We start from the raw sequence: 17,627 nt of genomic DNA, 5'->3' as shown, positions 1-17,627 counted from the left end.
GAAATGGTAGTTGGGATCGTACTAGCGGCAGTTGTCATACTACTTTTACTTATTACGGTAGTAAAATGGCATCCATTTGTCGCATTAATTTTAACAGCAATTGGTGTAGGATTAGCAATGGGAATGCCTTTAATTGGAACTTCACCAAAAGATCCAGGGATTATTGATTCTATTAAACTAGGGCTTGGTAATACGTTAGGATTTTTAGCAATAGTTTTAGCACTAGGAACGATGCTTGGAAAAATGATGGCCGAATCTGGTGGTGCTGAACGTATCGCTAACACATTAATTAATCGTTTTGGGAAGAAACGAGTTCACTGGGCGATGATGTTCGTTGCATTTTTAGTAGGGATTCCGGTATTTTTCCAAGTTGGATTTGTACTATTAATTCCGTTAGTATTTACAATTGCATTAGAAACAGGGGTATCACTTATTACAATCGGTATCCCGCTAGTAGCAGGACTATCCGTTGTGCACGGACTAGTGCCACCGCATCCAGCGGCAATGGCGGCAGTTGGTATTTTTAAAGCAGATGTAGGGAAGACAATTTTATATGCATTAATTGTCGGACTTCCAACTGCAATTATTTCAGGTCCACTTTACGGGAAATGGATTGGTGCTCGTATACATAAGGAAGTACCATTAGATATAGCGGAGCAATTTATTGAAAAAGATAATAAAAAAGAGCTTCCAAGCTTTGGGAATACATTGTTTACAATTTTACTTCCAGTATTTCTTATGCTTGGTGCATCAATAGCGGAAGTTGCATTAAATAAAACAAGTCAACTAGCACAAGTATTACACTTTATTGGAGATCCGATTGTCGCTTTATTAATTGCAACCATTTACTCTTTCTTTAGTCTTGGATATGCAAAAGGTTTCTCAAAAGATAAAGTGTTACAATTTACAAATGATTGCTTTGGACCTATTGCAAACATATTATTAGTTATTGGTGCAGGCGGCGCATTTAATAAAGTACTATTAGATTCTGGAATTGGAACGACAATTGCAGATATGGCGAAAGAATCACATATTTCACCGATATTATTAGGGTGGGGAATTGCGGCACTTATTCGAATTGCAACTGGATCGGCAACTGTTTCTATGATGACAGCAGCTGGTATTGTTGCGCCGATTGCAGCAAGCACACCAGGTGTAAATGTTGAATTATTAGCACTTGCAACTGGTGCAGGGTCATTAATTTTATCACACGTGAATGATTCAGGATTTTGGATGATTAAAGAGTATTTCGGAATGACTGTGAAAGAAACATTATTAACATGGACTGCAATGGAGACTATATTATCTGTAGTAGCACTTGGGCTAATTTCGATATTAAATATATTTGTATAGAATAGGAGATTGATTAATATGAAACTAGGTTTAATTGGATTAGGAAAAATGGGATTCCCATTAGCTGAACACTTATATGAAGACAAGCATGAAGTAGTAGTATACGATGTAAATAAAGAGCTTGTTGAAAAGGCAGGAAAACTAGGAATTACTGCACGTCATACATTAAAAGAAATGATCGCTGAACTAGAAGCTCCTCGTACAATTTGGGTAATGGTGCCTGCAGGAGAAGTTGTAGAGTCAGTACTAAAAGATGTTTATCCATTATTAGATGAAGGTGATATCGTTATTGAAGGCGGAAATTCATTCTATAAAGATACGTTACGCCGTGCTGAAGAAGCAAAAAGCTTCGGATTACATTATGTAGATATCGGTACATCAGGCGGTGTAGAAGGAGCTAGATACGGTGCTTGCTTAATGGTTGGTGGAGAAAAAGAAATTTACGACCAATTAGAACCTTTATTTAAAGATTTAGCAGTAGAAAATGGCTATTCTTATGCTGGCCGTGTTGGTAGTGGTCATTTCTTAAAAATGGTTCATAACGGTATTGAGTACGGCATGATGCAAGCAATCGCTGAAGGATTTGAAGTACTAGATAAGAGTGACTTTGATTTCAATTATGAAGATGTTGCAAAAGTATGGGCGAACGGATCAGTTATCCGTGGTTGGTTAATGGACTTAACTGAAAAAGCATTTGCAGAAGATCCGAAACTAGATGGCATTAAAGGTGTAATGAACTCTTCAGGAGAAGGAAAATGGACTGTTGAAACTGCACTTGAACTTCAAGCTGCAGCACCAGTAATCGCTATGTCATTATTTATGCGCTATCGTTCTCAGGAAGATGATACATTCCATGGAAAAGTAGTTTCAGCACTACGTAATCAGTTCGGTGGACATGAAGTTGTGAAAAAATAAGGATGTTTTTGAAAAGAAACTTGTGCATAAGCGCAAGTTTCTTTTTTATAGTTTAAGAAACTACTAATTTAAAAATACCAATCAATCATCGTTTTTTTGTCACAAATGACACTAACCTCCTCTTAGACTTTGAAATGTACGGATTCCCGCATTATGTTTTTTGTATTGATTGTATCAAATATAAAGCGCTGCATGAAATATGTCCCAACATAAAAGTAAGAATAAATAAAATGAAGTTTTCATAAATAGTAAAAGGGTGCTTATGTCATCAGTATAGCTAAGAAATGTTGTTACATATGAGAAGAGCGTGTTAATAAAATATGAGGTGGTTAAATGGGAAATGAGCAAGTGAAGTCTGTAAAGGAAGAAAAAAAGTTATGTCTTTGTATGATCGTCAAAAATGAGTCTAGAATTATGGAAAGATGTTTAAATGCAACAAAATCAATTGTAGACTTTGTTTCTATTTGTGATACTGGATCGACGGATAATACGCCTGAAATTATTGAAAATTGGTGTAAGGAAAATGAGATACCTGGGACGGTTCATCATGAGCCGTTTAAAAACTTTGGTTATAACAGAAGCTTAGCTGTTTCGTTAGCGCAAAAAACATACCCAGAAGCAGATTATTTATTAATATTAGATGCGGATATGATTTTAGAGGTTGATCCGAATTTCGATAAAACGAGCTTAACGGAAGATCATTATCTTACATTACAATATGATGTTCATATTAAATATTGGCTTACGCGTCTTTTAAAAGCTTCTTTACCATGGAAATCTGTCGGTGTTACTCATGAGTATTGGGATATAGATCGTTCAAAAGTTGGAGCGAATTACAATACGAGGGTAGCTCGGTTAGAGACTCTTGTCGTGAATGATCCCGGAGATGGCGGGAGCAAAGCTGATAAATTTGAAAGAGATGAGAGGTTGTTGTTACAAGGAATAAACGACCCAGAAACAACGCCAGATTTGCATATAAGATATTTATTTTATTTAGCTCAGACTTATTTTCATTTAAGTCAATTTGAGAATTCAATTAAATGGTATAAAAAACGAGTGGAAGCAGGAGGATGGGTTGAAGAGGTATTCTATTCGTTATTGCGAATAGGATTTTGTTATGAGCAGTTAGCAAATCGTTCAGCAAATAAACAAAATGAAGTGACAGATGCTGATGAAAAAGAAACTGTTAAAGGGCAAGAAGAGCAATATTTAGCATTAGCTGTTTTTTATTTTCAAAAAGCTTGGGAATATAGACCAACCCGGGCTGAACCATTATACCAACTTGCAAGGTTGTATCGATTACGATCTCAAAACAATATTGCTTTGATGTACGCTCTGCAAGGGAAGGAAATTCCTTTTCCAAAGGATGATCTTCTATTTGTAGATTATCATGTGTATGATTACTTATTTGACTATGAAATTTCTATTAGTGCTTTCTATATACCTCATAAAAAACATTTAGGGGCGGTATCGCAAAAGTATTTGGAATCGATAAAAGAAAAGATTCCATTTCATATAGCAAATATAGTAGAGAATAATGCGAAATTTTATTAAATACATTTTCGGTTAAAGGAGTAGTGGAGTAATCATGGAATTAATGAGATGGGCGATTGAACTAGGAGAATCGGTGCATGGAAATACGTATGAAGAATTGATGCCACTACTAGACTATTATTATGATCGTGATCATTTAAAAGCGTATTGTATCGCAAATCTTCTTTTAAACATGGATGTATTAGATGAGGACCGGGAAAGAATCGAATTAAGAAGATGCATCGCTGCTTATTATGCTGGATTATATAAAGTAGCAAGAAAACATGCAAATGAGTTGGTACTTAAACATCCAGATGTAGATTTATATAAAAATAATTTAAGATTAATGGAAGTTTATTTGAATAAAGAATATGATTATTGTCTTTTTATATGCCCAAAGACATACGGTAGTTTCATAGATGTTGCGCGAGCTTTAAAGTGGCGGTTGGAGCAGGAGGGTAATACAGTAATTATATCAGAAACAATACTGGAAAATGCAAAGAATACAGTTGTTTTTGGAGCACATACATACGCATATAACCCGAATCTTCTTCCGAAAGATGCAATTATTTATAATTTAGAACAGCTATACGAAGGAAGTCCATATGCGCATCCCCTTTATTTAATATTATTAAAAGATAGAGTGATTTGGGATTATAGTAAACAAAATATAGAATGGCTTCAACAAAAAGGGGTAGGAAAAGAAATAAAACATGTAGAAATGAACTATGCTCCAACTTTGGAAATAAAAAAAGATGCGTTTGAAGATGAGATTATTGAAGATATTGATATTCTGTTTATAGGTGCTCTTAATCCGAGGCGACAAGCTATTTTTGATCATCTAAAAGCGATTGCCCCGAATTTAAATATAGTTTTTAAAAATAATGCGTGGGGAATTGTTAGAAATGAATTGATTGCTAGAGCTAAAATTATATTAAATATTCATTTTTACTTATCAGGAATTCTTGAAACACCTCGCGTGTCTTATGCAGTTGCGAATAAGAAATTTATTATTTCCGAAAATAGTAATCCAGAAGATGAGGTAGAGTGGCCAGGAATTGTATTTACTCCGTACGAAAAAATAATTGAAAACGTAATGAAATATATAGAATTACCAGAAGAACGGAAAAGATTAGCGGAAAAAGCATATAATCATTTTGAAGCAAATGAAAGTTTAGGTACATTGAGCATGAGAGATGAATCAAAGTAATTGTACGAAACTCATACGAAAGTATGAGTTCTTTTTTGTTTATCATACTATTTTATGAAACAAGTTAACTCTTTATATTGTGTTTTGTATAGAAATTTCTGATAATATAATAAGTAGAACTTGAAAACAAAGGGGAGAAATAATCATGAAACTAGTCGTTATTAACGGTACACCAAGAAAATTTGGTAGAACTCGCGTGGTGGCAAAATATATTGCGGATCAATTTGAAGGGGAATTATATGATTTAGCAATTGAGGAGTTACCTTTATACAATGGAGAAGAGTCGCAACGTGATTTAGAGGCAGTAAAAAAATTAAAAACGTTAGTGAAAGCTGCGGATGGGGTTGTATTATGTACACCAGAATATCATAATGCGATGAGCGGTGCGCTGAAAAACTCTTTAGATTACTTAAGTAGTAGTGAATTTATTCATAAACCAGTTGCATTGTTAGCGGTTGCTGGTGGCGGTAAAGGTGGAATAAATGCATTAAACAGCATGCGAACGGTCGCTAGAGGTGTTTATGCAAATGCAATTCCAAAACAAGTTGTGCTTGATGGATTACATGTGCAAGATGGTGAACTTGGGGAAGATGCAAAACCATTAATTCATGATGTAGTTAAAGAATTGAAAGCATATATGAGCGTATATAAAGAGGTGAAAAAACAACTAGGAGTGGAATGATATGTCCTCACTTTATCATGATTCTCGCTTGTATTACATTCTAGGAGCCAATAGTCTATCTGCTATTGGTTCCGGAATTGTTATGATAACGATTCCTTGGCTGTTAATTAAAGAGAGTGGAGGAGAGACAACATTTGGTTATGTTTCTATCATTGCAACCCTCATTATGTTTTTATTAACACCATTCATTGGGCAAAGTATTGATCGTTTTTCAAGAAAATCTTTATTGCTATGTAACGAAGGAATCGGAATAGCCGTAATCGGAATAATGGTTATATGGGGATTTGCTGGGCAACCTTATCATTCTATTCACTATATTCTTATTTATATAGCCGGATCATTCTACTATTTATTATTTTATCCTACAATATTTGCGTTCAACCAAGAGATATTTCAAGCAGAACATTATAAAAGTTTAAGTGGAACGATGGAAATACAAGGACAGTTAACACAAGTTATTTCTGGAGCGGCGGCGAGCTTCTTAATTGAAATTGTATCTTTGAAGTGGATTTTGTTAGTAGACATGTTAACTTTTGCTGGAGCATTTTTTCTTTTCTTATGTATACCGTACGTAAAGAAAAAAGAAGTGAAAAGAAAAATAACATTTAAGAAGCAATTGTTTGAAGGAATTCACTTTATGAAAAAACGTCCTAAGCTCTTTTGGTTCTTACTGGCCACTTATATGCCGTTTATAGGTGTTATGATGGCAAATTATTTAATACCAGTTTATATTTCGGATATACTTAAAGCCAATGCCTCTGTATACGCAATAGAGGGGATGATGTACGGTGTCGGAGCGGTTGTTGCAGGAATCTGTATTCCACTCATAATGAAATATGTAAAAACAGAAGTTTCAATCGTTATGACGATGTTCATTTATGTAATTTCAATTACCGTAATGATTATTGAACCTTCCGTAATTTTCTTATATGGACTTGCAATTTTTCAAGCAGTTGGAAATGCGGGTACAAGAGTGGCGAGAAATGTATTGATGATGGAGGAAATTCCAAACGAAGTAATGGGACGTGTAGACAGCTTATTTCGCCTAATTGGTACTGGAATACGAATTGTATTATTAATGCTGTTTACAGCGGGTGTATCTAAAGCCGGAGTAATGCTTCCGTTTTACGTATTAAGCTGCATATTGATCTTCTCATTAGGAATCGCTATTTATTATGTACTATCACAACGTAAAGTAGCGGCGAATGTTTCTAATAAATCAATCGTTTAAAAAAAACACTTCTGCCGCCCTTTCTTTTTCTGTATAATAAAAAGAAAGGGAGTGCAAACTTATTTATGAACAAATGGATCTTTCTTATCATTTTATTATTACCGCCACTATACATCATTTATATGACGTTTAGAATGAACAAAGTTGCTCGTGAAAAGTTGAGCTATCACTCTCCGTACGTTCTTATACTGGGTGCAAAGTTATTTGGAGATAGACCGTCTTTATCTCTTCAAAATCGTTTGGATGTAGCGTTGGAGTATTTATTTTCCCATCCTGAAGCGAAAGTAATTGTTTCAGGTGGTCAAGGAGAAGATGAAGATATACCGGAAGCTCACAGCATGAGAAACTATTTAATGGTACACGGTATAGATGAGAGTCGTATTTTAATAGAAGATCAATCTACAAATACGTATGAAAACTTAAAGTTTAGTATGGATTTATATAATGTGAAACATGCGGTAGTTGTAAGTAATACGTATCATTTATATCGAACGAAAATAATTGCAAAGCGTTTAGGCATGAAGATGGAGGCACTAGCTGCTGAAACACCAATTCGTTCTAAGAGAAAAATGTATGTTCGCGAATATGCTGCTATTATGAAAACAATATTGTTCGACCGTTAGAGCTCAAATGTGAGCTCTTTTTTAATTTAAAAGCGTATCATTTGAAATGAATGCCATATTCCATCAAAATAAAGGAAACAACAGTAAAGGAGTTGTATTTGTGATTCAATTTAATCATGTGTCAAAATCGTATGAAGATGGCACGAAAGCAGTGGATTCATTGCATTTAGAAATTAAAAAGGGAGAATTTTTTGTTCTTATCGGTCCGAGTGGTTGCGGGAAAACCACGACAATGAAGATGATTAATCGTTTAATCGAAACGACTGAAGGATCGATTTTAATCGATGGAAAAGATATTCAACAATATAATATAAACGAATTACGTTGGGATATAGGATACGTGTTGCAACAGATTGCTTTGTTTCCTCATATGACAATCGCTGAAAATATTGCAGTTGTTCCTGAAATGAGGCAATGGAGCAAAAAAGAAATTAAAGCACGCGTCGATGACTTGTTACATATGGTTGGATTAGAGCCGGATATATATCGAGATCGTATGCCTGATGAATTGTCAGGAGGACAAAAACAACGTGTCGGTGTCGTGCGAGCATTAGCCGCAAACCCGAAAATCGTTCTTATGGATGAACCATTTAGTGCGTTAGATCCATTAAGTAGGGAACAGCTTCAGAAGGATATTGTACAGTTGCAAAAAAAGATTCAAAAAACAATCGTGTTCGTAACACATGATATGCAAGAAGCATTATCACTTGGAGATCGCATTTGTATTATGAAAGAAGGAAAAGTTGTTCAACTAGATACACCAGAAGGAATTATACATAATCCGAAAAATGAATTTGTAGAGGAGTTCATTGGAAATCATGGGCGAACTTGGTATGAGGGGAAAAGTGTAGCAGATGTATTGCCACTTGATCAAAGTGTGCAATTAGAAGGGCAGGCGCTATCATTACATTCTTCCTTACAAGAAGCACTAGTTCGTGTGCGTGATGAAGAGGTCGTTCCAGTTGAAGAAAACGGTCAATATATTGGAGCGTTAACAAGTCGTCATATTGTCAATTACATTGTTGAACAAATGAAGGAAAGAGGCTAAACAGTGACTAATTTTATACAAACGTTCCAAGAACGAAAAATAGAATTACTAACTGCATTAAGTGAGCATTTACAAATATCGCTTATTTCATTATTTTTTGCAGTAATTATAGCAGTGCCACTTGGCATCTTATTAACAAGAAAAGAACGAATGGCTGAATTTATAATAGGAACTTCTGCAGTAATGCAGACAGTGCCATCACTTGCATTGCTTGGACTCTTAATTCCGTTAGTAGGAATCGGAAAACTTCCAGCGATTATCGCATTAGTTGTGTATGCACTATTACCTATTTTACGAAATACATATACAGGAATAAGGGAATTAGATGAATCTCTAATAGAAGCCGCGAAAGCTATGGGGATGAATAGTTGGAGAAGATTGTGGAAGGTAGAACTTCCTCTTGCATTGCCTATTATTATGGCCGGTATTCGTACAGCGATGGTATTAATTGTTGGAACGGCTACATTAGCAGCTCTCATTGGTGCTGGTGGGCTCGGTAAGCTTATATTATTAGGTATAGATCGAAATGATCATGCACTTATCATTTTAGGGGCCGTACCAGCCGCGTTACTCGCTTTATTCTTTGATATAGTACTTCGCATACTTGAACGACCGAAACGCTCTTCTAAGCGTGTTATATTGACGATATGTATTGTTTGTATAATGATTGCTTCTCCACTTCTTTGGAGTACAGAAAAGAAAGATATTGTTATTGCGGGCAAACTTGGATCAGAACCTGAAATTTTAATTCAAATGTATAAGCAGCTTATTGAACAAGATACAGATTTACACGTACAATTAAAACCAGGTCTTGGGAAAACAGCATTTGTATTTGAAGCGTTGAAATCAGGGGAAGTAGATATATACCCAGAATTTTCAGGAACAGCTTTATCTACTTTCGTGAAAGAAGAACCAAAGAGTACAAATCGTGATGAAGTATATGAGCAGGCTCGCGTTGGAATGGAAAAGAAATATAATATGATTATGTTGAAGCCAATGGAGTATAACAATACATATGCACTAGCCATGCCGAAAAAAATAGCAGATCAAAAGAATATAAATACAATTTCTGATTTAGGGAATGTTGCGCAGGAAGCCAAAGTAGGATTTACATTGGAATTTGCTGATCGTGAAGATGGTTATAAAGGAATGCAAAAATTATATAACTATAAGTTCTCAAATGTTAAAACGATGGAGCCGAAGCTGCGTTATAGCGCAATTGAATCTGGAGATGTTAACGTAATTGATGCATATTCAACAGATAGTGAATTGGAGCAATACGGACTGAAAGTGCTAAAAGATGATAAAGGGTTATTCCCACCTTATCAAGGAGCACCATTATTAAGAAAAGAAACGTTACAGAAATATCCTGAACTTGAAAAGGTATTAAATAAATTATCTGGAAAGATTACAGATGAAGAAATGCGAAAAATGAATTATGAAGTTAACGTAAATGGTAAAAGTAGTGAAGAAGTCGCAAAACAATTTTTACAAAAAGAGAATTTACTTCGTTAAATTTACAAGAAATATACAAATTTATATGTTTGAAATGACCGTTCATTACAAAATGAGCGGTTTTTTTGTGCATACTTATACATTTTTTCAAAAAAGTATTCCATTTTTGCTCATTTTCTTTTAGAATAAGTAATGTTTTCCTGAAAAAATATAAGAGAAACGTCTATTAGAGAAAAAGGTGACTTTAATAGTTGAACGAACATAACACCTAGAATGACAGATGGGGTGGTACAAATAGAAAAGAAGTTAGGATTTTTTCCATTAATCGCATTAGTAGTTGGAACAATGGTTGGTGGCGGTGTTTTTAGTTTACCGCATGATTTAGCAGTAGGAGCAAACAGTGGTGCAATAATAATTGGCTGGTGTATTACAGCGATGGGAATGATTCCCCTTGCGCTCGTATATCAAACGTTAGCAAGACAAAAACCGGAACTTGAAGGTGGAATTTATAGTTATGCACGTGCTGGTTTTGGTGAATATATTGGATTTAATAGTGCTTGGGGATATTGGCTAGCAGGAATCTTAGGTAATGTCGCAACAATTATGTTACTGTTTAGTACATTAGGTTATTTCTTTCCAATTTTCAAAGGAGGAAATAATGTTGCGTCTATCGTTGGGGCATCACTTTTATTATGGACACTTCATTTTCTAATTTTATTTGGGATCCGTGAAGCTTCTATTATGAATGTTATCGCAACAATAGGGAAGTTAGTTCCAATCGTTTTATTTATTGTTGTAATGGTAACAGCCTTTCGCTGGGACACATTTACACATGATTTTTGGGGAGAAGGAACGATCTCACTTTCCGCTATACTTGGTCAAGTGAAAAATACAATGCTTGTAACACTTTGGGTTTTCATTGGAGTTGAAGGAGCGGTTGTATTATCTGGAAGAGCGAAGAATAGTCGAGATGTTGGTAAGGCAACAGTATTGGGACTTATTTTAGTAATGTCCATTTATATTTTAATTTCTGTCCTGTCAATGGGAGCTATGACAAGAGGCGAACTTTCTGTGTTAGAAACTCCGTCAATGGGACATGTATTAGAGCACGTTGTTGGCCCATGGGGTGCAGTTGCGATTAACATCGGATTAGTTGCTTCACTTGTCGGTACATTAATTGGCTGGTTTTTACTTGTTTCTGAAATTTCTCATGTAGCAGGAAAAGATGGCGTATTTCCGAAAGTCTTTACGAAAACAAATAAAAAGCAAACACCGCACATGGCATTATGGATTTCAAATGGTGTTGCCCAAATTATATTTATCATCGTTTTGTTTTCGGAATCAACATATCAAATTATGTATTTCATTGCATCAACATCAATTTTATTACCATATTTATTATCAGCGTTATTCCAATTTAAATTAGTCATTACAAACGAGCTAAAAGACGCAAAATTAAAAAACGGAGCGTTGGCTTTAATTGCTTCTATTTACTCTGTATGGCTTCTTTATGCAGCTGGTTTAAAGAATTTACTACTCGTTTCAATTGTGTATGGAATTGGAATTATTGTTTACACGTTTGCAAGAAAAGAACAAGGGAACCGTTGCTTTGTAGGTGCAGAGAAATATGTGATGTGGGCAATTATTGTTGCGGCTATCACATCCATATATATGTTATTAACTGGAAATATAAAAATGTAAAAAGTCCTTTTCATTTAAAGGGCTTTTTTCTTTGTTTAGAGAATATTTACTACATAAGATATTCAGGAGGGATGAGAATGGAAAAAAAAGAACAGTTGTCTAGAATAATTGATTTAGCTAGTGAGTTAAGGAAAGTATTAGTGCAAGAATCTTTTTTTAATCATCATCCTGAACTGAGAGGAGTCATTGAAAATTTAGCAAGTTCTGTTGAAAATTTGGCGGAATTACAAATAAGTAAAGATGAAAACGCTGAAGATCGATTACGTTACGTACTTGCGAAAATGAAAATTGCTCATAATGCAATTTTACAAGAGAAAAAAGCATTTCCTTCTCATTAATATAAGTTTTTATTTTGAACCTGGCGGATAACGTCAGGTTTTTTATTTCTAGTTTTTCGTTTCTTTCATACACTAAGAATAGTATGAAAAAAGAAGGTGACTAAGGTGAAATTACATAAAGCTCTTCAGCCAAGTTTTATAAAACGAATGTACTATATGAGATTTTTAGGGAAATTTACAAAAGCTGAGAAAGAGAAGAGTGGAGAGAATTTCTTTGTACAATGCTTATCGCCAATACCATTCACTTTACAGGAACAATTTACAAATGAACCATATGTATTTGAAGGGTTATGTAGCAATAAAAAGAATGAAAAAATCTTTTCGGAATTAAAGAAGAGGAAAGTAGAAAAGCAACTAGTAATGTTTCGTCTTTATTATGAAAGAGGAAATGTATACGTGGAGTTAATATGTACAGAAGAACCGAAAGAAATAGCAAGCAGCTATAAAATGATTCCGGCACCTAAAGTTACAAATAATAAAAAAAGAGAATCTTTAGAACGAAAACTTAGCAACGGTTATTTATCATTTCTTATGCCAAAATTTCCGAAAGACTTTGAGCCTCCCGAATTATTGTGGCACGATGGAAGACTTTACGGAAACATATCCCTAAAGTCATCAATTAGCTCAATTGCCTATTTTGAACAGAAACGTGAATGTAAATATATAAACTGCAGTGACTGGACGAAGTATGTAGAAATAGCGGTAGAAGATCAATTATATTTTGTAAGTGATTATGTGTATGAGCAATTAAAAAAACGAATGCATGAAGAAGGTAAGCTAGTTGAAGTAGAGGATATAAAAGTACAAAAAGATGAATGGGAATGGGATGAGCGTGAATCGTCTTTTTTACAGTATGTACAAAGTATGGTGCATAATAAAGGGTTATATTTGGATGAAACGGATATTTATAATTTCCATATAAGTGTAAAAACAAATATGTTAACGATTCTTGGTGGTATACCGGGCGTTGGGAAATCACGGTTTGTGCAAACTTATGCAGAAGCATTAGGGTTACAGTATGGGGAAGAGTTGGTTTGGATTCCGATTTCGCCATCGTATCAAGAACCACATGATTTACTTGGTTACCTTCATCCAAATGGTACTTTTATTGAAAGTGAAACGAAGTTAGTTAGGACGTTAATGAAGGCGAAAGAAAATCCAAATCAACTGTATATAATCGTTTTTGATGAAATGAACATGTCTCATATTGAGCATTGGTTTACTCCGTTTCTATCTGTTCTTGAACTTGAAACAAAAAATCGTATTTTAAACTTGTATGAGGGTGTACAGGACATAGAGAATTCAATTCCATCAACAATTGAAATTGGAGAAAATATTATATTTGTAGGTACTGTGAATTTTGATGAAACAACAAAAGAGCTCTCTGATCGATTATTAGATCGAACGAACCTAATAACGTTACAGAAAATTCCGTTTTGTGAGATGGACATGGAACAGGGGAAAGTCGTATTACATCCACCTTTGAAAGTAACAGCGGGAGAATTTCGGATAAATTGGATGAGAAATAAAGCGATGATTGAAGTGTTTTCTGAAGAAGAATTAGAGCTATTAGATAAGTTGCATGTCGTATTGTCATCACATGACGCGTCTAAGGGAATTTCTTTCCGATGTGCAAATGCAATTGCGACTTATTTGCAAAACATACCTTTCCAAAATAATCATACCTATATGATCAGTAGAGAAGAGGGGTTTGATTTACAAATAAAGCAGCGTGTATTGACGAAAATCAGAGGGACCGAAATGATGGTTGGGCCTTTACTTTCTGAAGAAGCAAAAAGGGGGGCGACCTTAGTACCTCTTTTGCAATCTGCACTTGCAAACAGAGTATCTACATTTGAACACTCTTTAGCATATATACGAGAAAAACGTAGAGAACTGGAGCTGTATGGATATGCAAAATGAAGGGCGTTACGAAACAAAAATCGTTGATACGAATGAAACGCTCCCTTTTGTATTAAAGTTAATCATTGGAAATGAGGGGAAAGGAGATTATATTTTATTAAATCGTCTTTGTACATCTACTACAGCATTAGTTCAATGTATTTATAAAGTACAAGAATTAAAACCAATAAGATTGCAGTACAATTATGAAATTCCAATGAATATTACTTTTATATGGAATAAAGTATATGAGGGACAGAAAAATATAAAAGAGGCTCAATATGAAATAAATGAAAAAAAACAAAGAGTATTAATATATGAACATGGGAAAACAGAATTCTTTTATCCATGGCGCTGTGGTTTATACCATTTTGAAGTGCGTATAGAAGATACAACGTATTATGGCGCATTTCAAATCGTACCGAAAAACTTTTTTGATGATCAATTTGAAATGATTCAAGACTATGTGAAGTCAATTTTAAATGAGTTGATTTTGGATAGAGGTTACTATAAAAAGACCTTCTCTGCACTTAGCGATATTGAGGATTCTTCTTATTTAGTGTTACTTAGAAAGTTACCCCAAAAAATGAAAATGATAAAGCAAATCTTTAAGAAAATAGAATCAAGCTCAAAATTTATAAATGAATATAAATGGGAAGGAAAAGAGCGAAGGCCAACAAGAAAAGGAACTATAGTGGCAGAACGAAAACCTTATGCCAAACATTATAATCGTAAGTTTATGGAACAAAAAAATAGTAAGGAAAATGCATTTCTTAAATATAAAGCGATGCAATTTTATCATTATTTAATTGAAGCAAAAAGTTTTTTACGTCAAACAATTGAAATCTTAGAAAGAGAAAAAAAGAAAAAATCAGAAGAGTTTCAAGCCGTAAAAACGATTATACAAACAATTGAGCGTAATGGATCGGTAACTGATAGAGAGAAGCAAAAATATAAAAATATACATTTACTAAAAGAAGCTGATTTACGAAAGAGCTCAATGAAAATACAAGAATATAAAATATTGGCGCATATTGTGCGTGAAAATGTACAATACTTTCAAATGTTAATGCATTCTTCGTTTTGGAGGGAAGTTACTGAAACAAGTAACATGAACTTACATGATTTACCGATACCACATCAACAATTACTACATCATTTAGAAGTACTCCCGCAATATACGGATCAATCTCCATCGTTATTATTTGTTTATAAGCCAACATTTTTAGTGTATGAATATTACGCTTTTTTTATCGTTATTTCAATTTTAGAGCAAATTGGTTTTGAAGCTAGAAACCCTATCCGTGAACAAATACAAGAACATTTTTATGTAGATGGATTACAAGATGGAACGACAGTAGTTTTAGAACGAGATGATATAAAGGTGCATGTTGCATTTAATGACTTAATTGAAACACATCCTCTTATTGCATTAAGTAAAGGTAGTAATTTTTACAATGGTGAGGATACGAAGAAGCCAGATATTCGCTTAGACTGTTATGTAAAAGAAGATGGGAAATACGTATATAAATCTTCTATTATTATTGAAGTGAAGTATAGTCCAATGTACAATATTTTTCAGCACGTCGGAAATACGAAAGCAACTGAGCAAATGTATAAGTACTGGTCTATAAAGTATGTAGAAGAACAGGATGGAAAGCGAGTCTATTATCGAAGGTCAATTTATGAAGTCATTTGTGTATATCCAGGAAGCCATATGCATAGTAAAAAAATTGAGTCTGGATGCGGTGTTTTCTTGCAGTTATATCCATATAAGACGAAACAAGGGGAAGAGAAATTAGCTGGAAAACATGGGATGGTACAAATTTTTGAAAAATGGTTAAAAAGCATTAAGAAGTAAAAGAAATCCTTTTTCATAAAGGATTTCTTTAGATTAAGAAGAATTATATGCTGTATGGAAAGAAACATAATGTAATTTAGATTTGAAAAGTGCTACAAATGTGTTATTAAAAGGAATTTGAGCGCGGGATAAAAGTCGATTAAATTGGAATCTAATTCGTTTTGCAGAATATAATAAGTCATAAATATTTTTAGTTGCATACGAAGATTTGTTCTTATATGATAGATAGTGAAAGCGTTATCAAAAACAGAGCGGCGATGGGAAAGGCGGTTAAATATGTTCCAGCGTGTTCAAACAAAGGAAGAACATTTTGGGTTCGAGCAACTATGGGGAGATTTTTGTGAGGAAAGAAACTTAATGTTCGTAGAACGTAATTTAAATCCATCACGATTTTTATTAATAGAAGATGAACATCCTATTGGTACAGTGGAATGTATTAAGTATACGGTACCTGAACAATCAAATTCTGAGTTTTTCTATCCGTTTTCTAAAAATGATTTAGTAAAAGATTTGAAGAATGTATATGAAATAGGCAAGTTAAGTATTTCGAAAACGTCTCGTGGGAGAGGACATTTCAAAAGGCTAACAGCTATTTTATTTATACATGCGTTAGAAACAAAAGCTGAATGGTACATTGCAGCAGTAACAAAAAGAATGTATATGTATTTACTTACACTTGGTTTTCCAATTGAGCCAATAGATAATCCATTTCAGTTTCATGATACTTTACAAGGTGTACCAGTAAGAATTCATGCTCGAAAAGGGGTTACGCATTTGTATTCTTTAAAAGAATTTCGTGATGTGATTCAAGGGAATGCTCATGCACAGGCATTAATTGCAGAATACAGTAAAAATATTATGTTAACGAAATAAAGCGAAGTGAATATGTATAATAAAGAGAATAATATTTGTATAGGATATAACTCTTCATTAAAAAAGACCCTTATTATTTTAATAAGGGTCTAAAAATTATAATCCAAATATACTAAAAATCATTTTGCGGCGCTTCGGTTTCTTTTCTCGTTCATATGTTGGTTTTGAATCAGGAGTAATATAAATGGGTTCTTCTTTCGTTAGGGCAGCTTCTAATTTTTGAATTCGCTCTAACATTTCCTCCATTTCACGACGGTGTTGTAAAAGTTGGTACGTGACGACATCATTTGCCTTATCTTGCATTTGTTCTTCCATTCGATCAAGTCTTCTCGTAATAGTGTTTAATTGATCAGCTAATTGCTCAAAATCATTGGGTAATATGTTTTGAACAATTGTATTAACTTGAGTTTTTAATTCCTCAACTTCATTTGAGGAAGCCTTTTGAGTAGATTGAGAATTTTGAGATTGCTCTATTTGAAATCGATGGTGTTCTAACATTTGATCGACATCCTCTTGTGTGAAAATAAAGTGGCCATATTTGTTTTTCTCTATCGTAAGATTTAATTGTTGTGCGATCCGGACAACAGCCTTTGGGCTAACACCTAATTTCTTTGCGATAAATGGTGTTTTATATTCCAAAATAATCCCTCCTATATATATCCTGTTGAATGATTTCGAGCTATGAAGTAAGTTCCCTTCTAGTGCGACAAAAGAAGTGTGGAATCGGCAAAGAAAGTGTTTTTTCACGAAATTGAGTTGAGAAGAATAGTTCGTTTAAATAAAAATGTTTTATCGTAACATTTAGAATAATTTGACGAGTGTAAATGAATTAGATTATCATAATGATAAATATCTTTTTTATGTATGCATATAATATATAAAAAGGTGGTTGCTAATGTAGA

The 17,627-nt window shown here is 34.0% G+C and carries 15 protein-coding genes and 1 pseudogene; 14 read left to right on the top strand and 2 right to left on the bottom strand.

Annotated features, from left to right (window positions below):
- The first annotated feature begins 3 nt into the window (after positions 1-3).
- Complete coding sequence (locus ACTFR8_RS03400) at positions 4-1,353, top strand: GntP family permease (protein ID WP_252209953.1); 1,350 nt, start codon at positions 4-6, stop codon at positions 1,351-1,353.
- 18 nt (positions 1,354-1,371) lie between these two features.
- Positions 1,372-2,268, top strand: coding sequence for a phosphogluconate dehydrogenase (NAD(+)-dependent, decarboxylating) (gene gnd, locus ACTFR8_RS03395; protein ID WP_000765995.1), 897 nt, complete (start codon positions 1,372-1,374; stop codon positions 2,266-2,268).
- Between the two features lie 114 nt (positions 2,269-2,382).
- On the opposite strand, the pseudogene ACTFR8_RS03390 reads toward gnd, so the two are convergent.
- Positions 2,383-2,462: pseudogene (locus ACTFR8_RS03390) on the bottom strand (DUF2711 domain-containing protein); the annotation flags it as partial.
- Between the two features lie 139 nt (positions 2,463-2,601).
- Between ACTFR8_RS03390 and ACTFR8_RS03385 the strand changes: the two are divergent.
- The 12 genes from ACTFR8_RS03385 to ACTFR8_RS03330 all read left to right on the top strand — a co-directional run bounded on the left by ACTFR8_RS03385 (position 2,602) and on the right by ACTFR8_RS03330 (position 16,725).
- The gene (locus tag ACTFR8_RS03385) at positions 2,602-3,822 is read left to right on the top strand and encodes a glycosyltransferase (protein ID WP_000526219.1); all 1,221 of its coding nucleotides are present in this window, start codon (positions 2,602-2,604) and stop codon (positions 3,820-3,822) included.
- 34 nt (positions 3,823-3,856) lie between these two features.
- Complete coding sequence (locus ACTFR8_RS03380) at positions 3,857-5,011, top strand: hypothetical protein (protein WP_000422324.1); 1,155 nt, start codon at positions 3,857-3,859, stop codon at positions 5,009-5,011.
- Positions 5,012-5,156: 145 nt separating this feature from the next.
- Complete coding sequence (locus ACTFR8_RS03375) at positions 5,157-5,693, top strand: NADPH-dependent FMN reductase (RefSeq protein ID WP_000780355.1); 537 nt, start codon at positions 5,157-5,159, stop codon at positions 5,691-5,693.
- A 1-nt stretch (position 5,694) separates the two neighbouring features.
- Positions 5,695-6,924, top strand: a complete 1,230-nt coding sequence (locus tag ACTFR8_RS03370) for an MFS transporter (RefSeq protein WP_000097163.1) — start codon at positions 5,695-5,697, stop codon at positions 6,922-6,924.
- Between the two features lie 65 nt (positions 6,925-6,989).
- A complete protein-coding gene (locus tag ACTFR8_RS03365) occupies positions 6,990-7,547 on the top strand; it encodes a YdcF family protein (protein WP_001045713.1) in 558 nt (185 codons plus the stop codon).
- A 100-nt stretch (positions 7,548-7,647) separates the two neighbouring features.
- Positions 7,648-8,595, top strand: coding sequence for an ABC transporter ATP-binding protein (locus ACTFR8_RS03360; RefSeq protein ID WP_000614082.1), 948 nt, complete (start codon positions 7,648-7,650; stop codon positions 8,593-8,595).
- 3 nt (positions 8,596-8,598) lie between these two features.
- Positions 8,599-10,110 (top strand): ABC transporter permease/substrate-binding protein, encoded by a 1,512-nt coding sequence (locus ACTFR8_RS03355; protein ID WP_000181018.1) that lies wholly within the window; start codon positions 8,599-8,601, stop codon positions 10,108-10,110.
- Between the two features lie 213 nt (positions 10,111-10,323).
- The gene (locus ACTFR8_RS03350; protein ID WP_000129444.1) at positions 10,324-11,751 is read left to right on the top strand and encodes a basic amino acid/polyamine antiporter; all 1,428 of its coding nucleotides are present in this window, start codon (positions 10,324-10,326) and stop codon (positions 11,749-11,751) included.
- Between the two features lie 77 nt (positions 11,752-11,828).
- Positions 11,829-12,089 carry a hypothetical protein gene (locus tag ACTFR8_RS03345; protein ID WP_000412089.1) on the top strand — a complete coding sequence of 87 codons (261 nt, stop codon included), beginning with the start codon at positions 11,829-11,831 and terminating at the stop codon, positions 12,087-12,089.
- 105 nt (positions 12,090-12,194) lie between these two features.
- Positions 12,195-14,012, top strand: a complete 1,818-nt coding sequence (locus ACTFR8_RS03340) for an AAA family ATPase (RefSeq protein WP_158314093.1) — start codon at positions 12,195-12,197, stop codon at positions 14,010-14,012.
- Positions 14,002-15,852 carry a hypothetical protein gene (locus ACTFR8_RS03335; RefSeq protein WP_047386082.1) on the top strand — a complete coding sequence of 617 codons (1,851 nt, stop codon included), beginning with the start codon at positions 14,002-14,004 and terminating at the stop codon, positions 15,850-15,852. Before ACTFR8_RS03340 ends, ACTFR8_RS03335 begins: the two co-directional genes overlap by 11 nt.
- Positions 15,853-16,128: 276 nt before the next feature.
- Complete coding sequence (locus tag ACTFR8_RS03330) at positions 16,129-16,725, top strand: hypothetical protein (RefSeq protein WP_000487795.1); 597 nt, start codon at positions 16,129-16,131, stop codon at positions 16,723-16,725.
- A 96-nt stretch (positions 16,726-16,821) separates the two neighbouring features.
- On the opposite strand, the gene racA is transcribed toward ACTFR8_RS03330, so the two are convergent.
- Entirely contained in the window at positions 16,822-17,364 is a 543-nt protein-coding gene (gene racA / locus ACTFR8_RS03325) for a chromosome-anchoring protein RacA (protein ID WP_000456021.1), read from the bottom strand.
- Positions 17,365-17,627 lie beyond the last annotated feature (263 nt).

This window comes from Bacillus cereus group sp. MYBK15-3 (genome assembly GCF_051916765.1).
Lineage (GTDB): Bacteria > Bacillota > Bacilli > Bacillales > Bacillaceae_G > Bacillus_A > Bacillus_A cereus.
This window is presented reverse-complemented; position numbering and strand designations above follow the sequence as displayed.

What these genes read in the sequence shown, in the direction of transcription:
- gnd (WP_000765995.1), top strand. Translation starts at nt 1,372, where the DNA reads ATGAAACTAGGTTTAATTGGATTAGGAAAAATGGGATTCCCATTAGCT.
- ACTFR8_RS03400 (WP_252209953.1), top strand. Translation starts at nt 4, where the DNA reads ATGGTAGTTGGGATCGTACTAGCGGCAGTTGTCATACTACTTTTACTT.
- ACTFR8_RS03380 (WP_000422324.1), top strand. Translation starts at nt 3,857, where the DNA reads ATGGAATTAATGAGATGGGCGATTGAACTAGGAGAATCGGTGCATGGA.
- ACTFR8_RS03345 (WP_000412089.1), top strand. Translation starts at nt 11,829, where the DNA reads ATGGAAAAAAAAGAACAGTTGTCTAGAATAATTGATTTAGCTAGTGAG.
- ACTFR8_RS03375 (WP_000780355.1), top strand. Translation starts at nt 5,157, where the DNA reads ATGAAACTAGTCGTTATTAACGGTACACCAAGAAAATTTGGTAGAACT.
- ACTFR8_RS03350 (WP_000129444.1), top strand. Translation starts at nt 10,324, where the DNA reads ATGACAGATGGGGTGGTACAAATAGAAAAGAAGTTAGGATTTTTTCCA.
- ACTFR8_RS03365 (WP_001045713.1), top strand. Translation starts at nt 6,990, where the DNA reads ATGAACAAATGGATCTTTCTTATCATTTTATTATTACCGCCACTATAC.
- ACTFR8_RS03335 (WP_047386082.1), top strand. Translation starts at nt 14,002, where the DNA reads ATGCAAAATGAAGGGCGTTACGAAACAAAAATCGTTGATACGAATGAA.
- ACTFR8_RS03370 (WP_000097163.1), top strand. Translation starts at nt 5,695, where the DNA reads ATGTCCTCACTTTATCATGATTCTCGCTTGTATTACATTCTAGGAGCC.
- ACTFR8_RS03385 (WP_000526219.1), top strand. Translation starts at nt 2,602, where the DNA reads ATGGGAAATGAGCAAGTGAAGTCTGTAAAGGAAGAAAAAAAGTTATGT.
- ACTFR8_RS03330 (WP_000487795.1), top strand. Translation starts at nt 16,129, where the DNA reads ATGTTCCAGCGTGTTCAAACAAAGGAAGAACATTTTGGGTTCGAGCAA.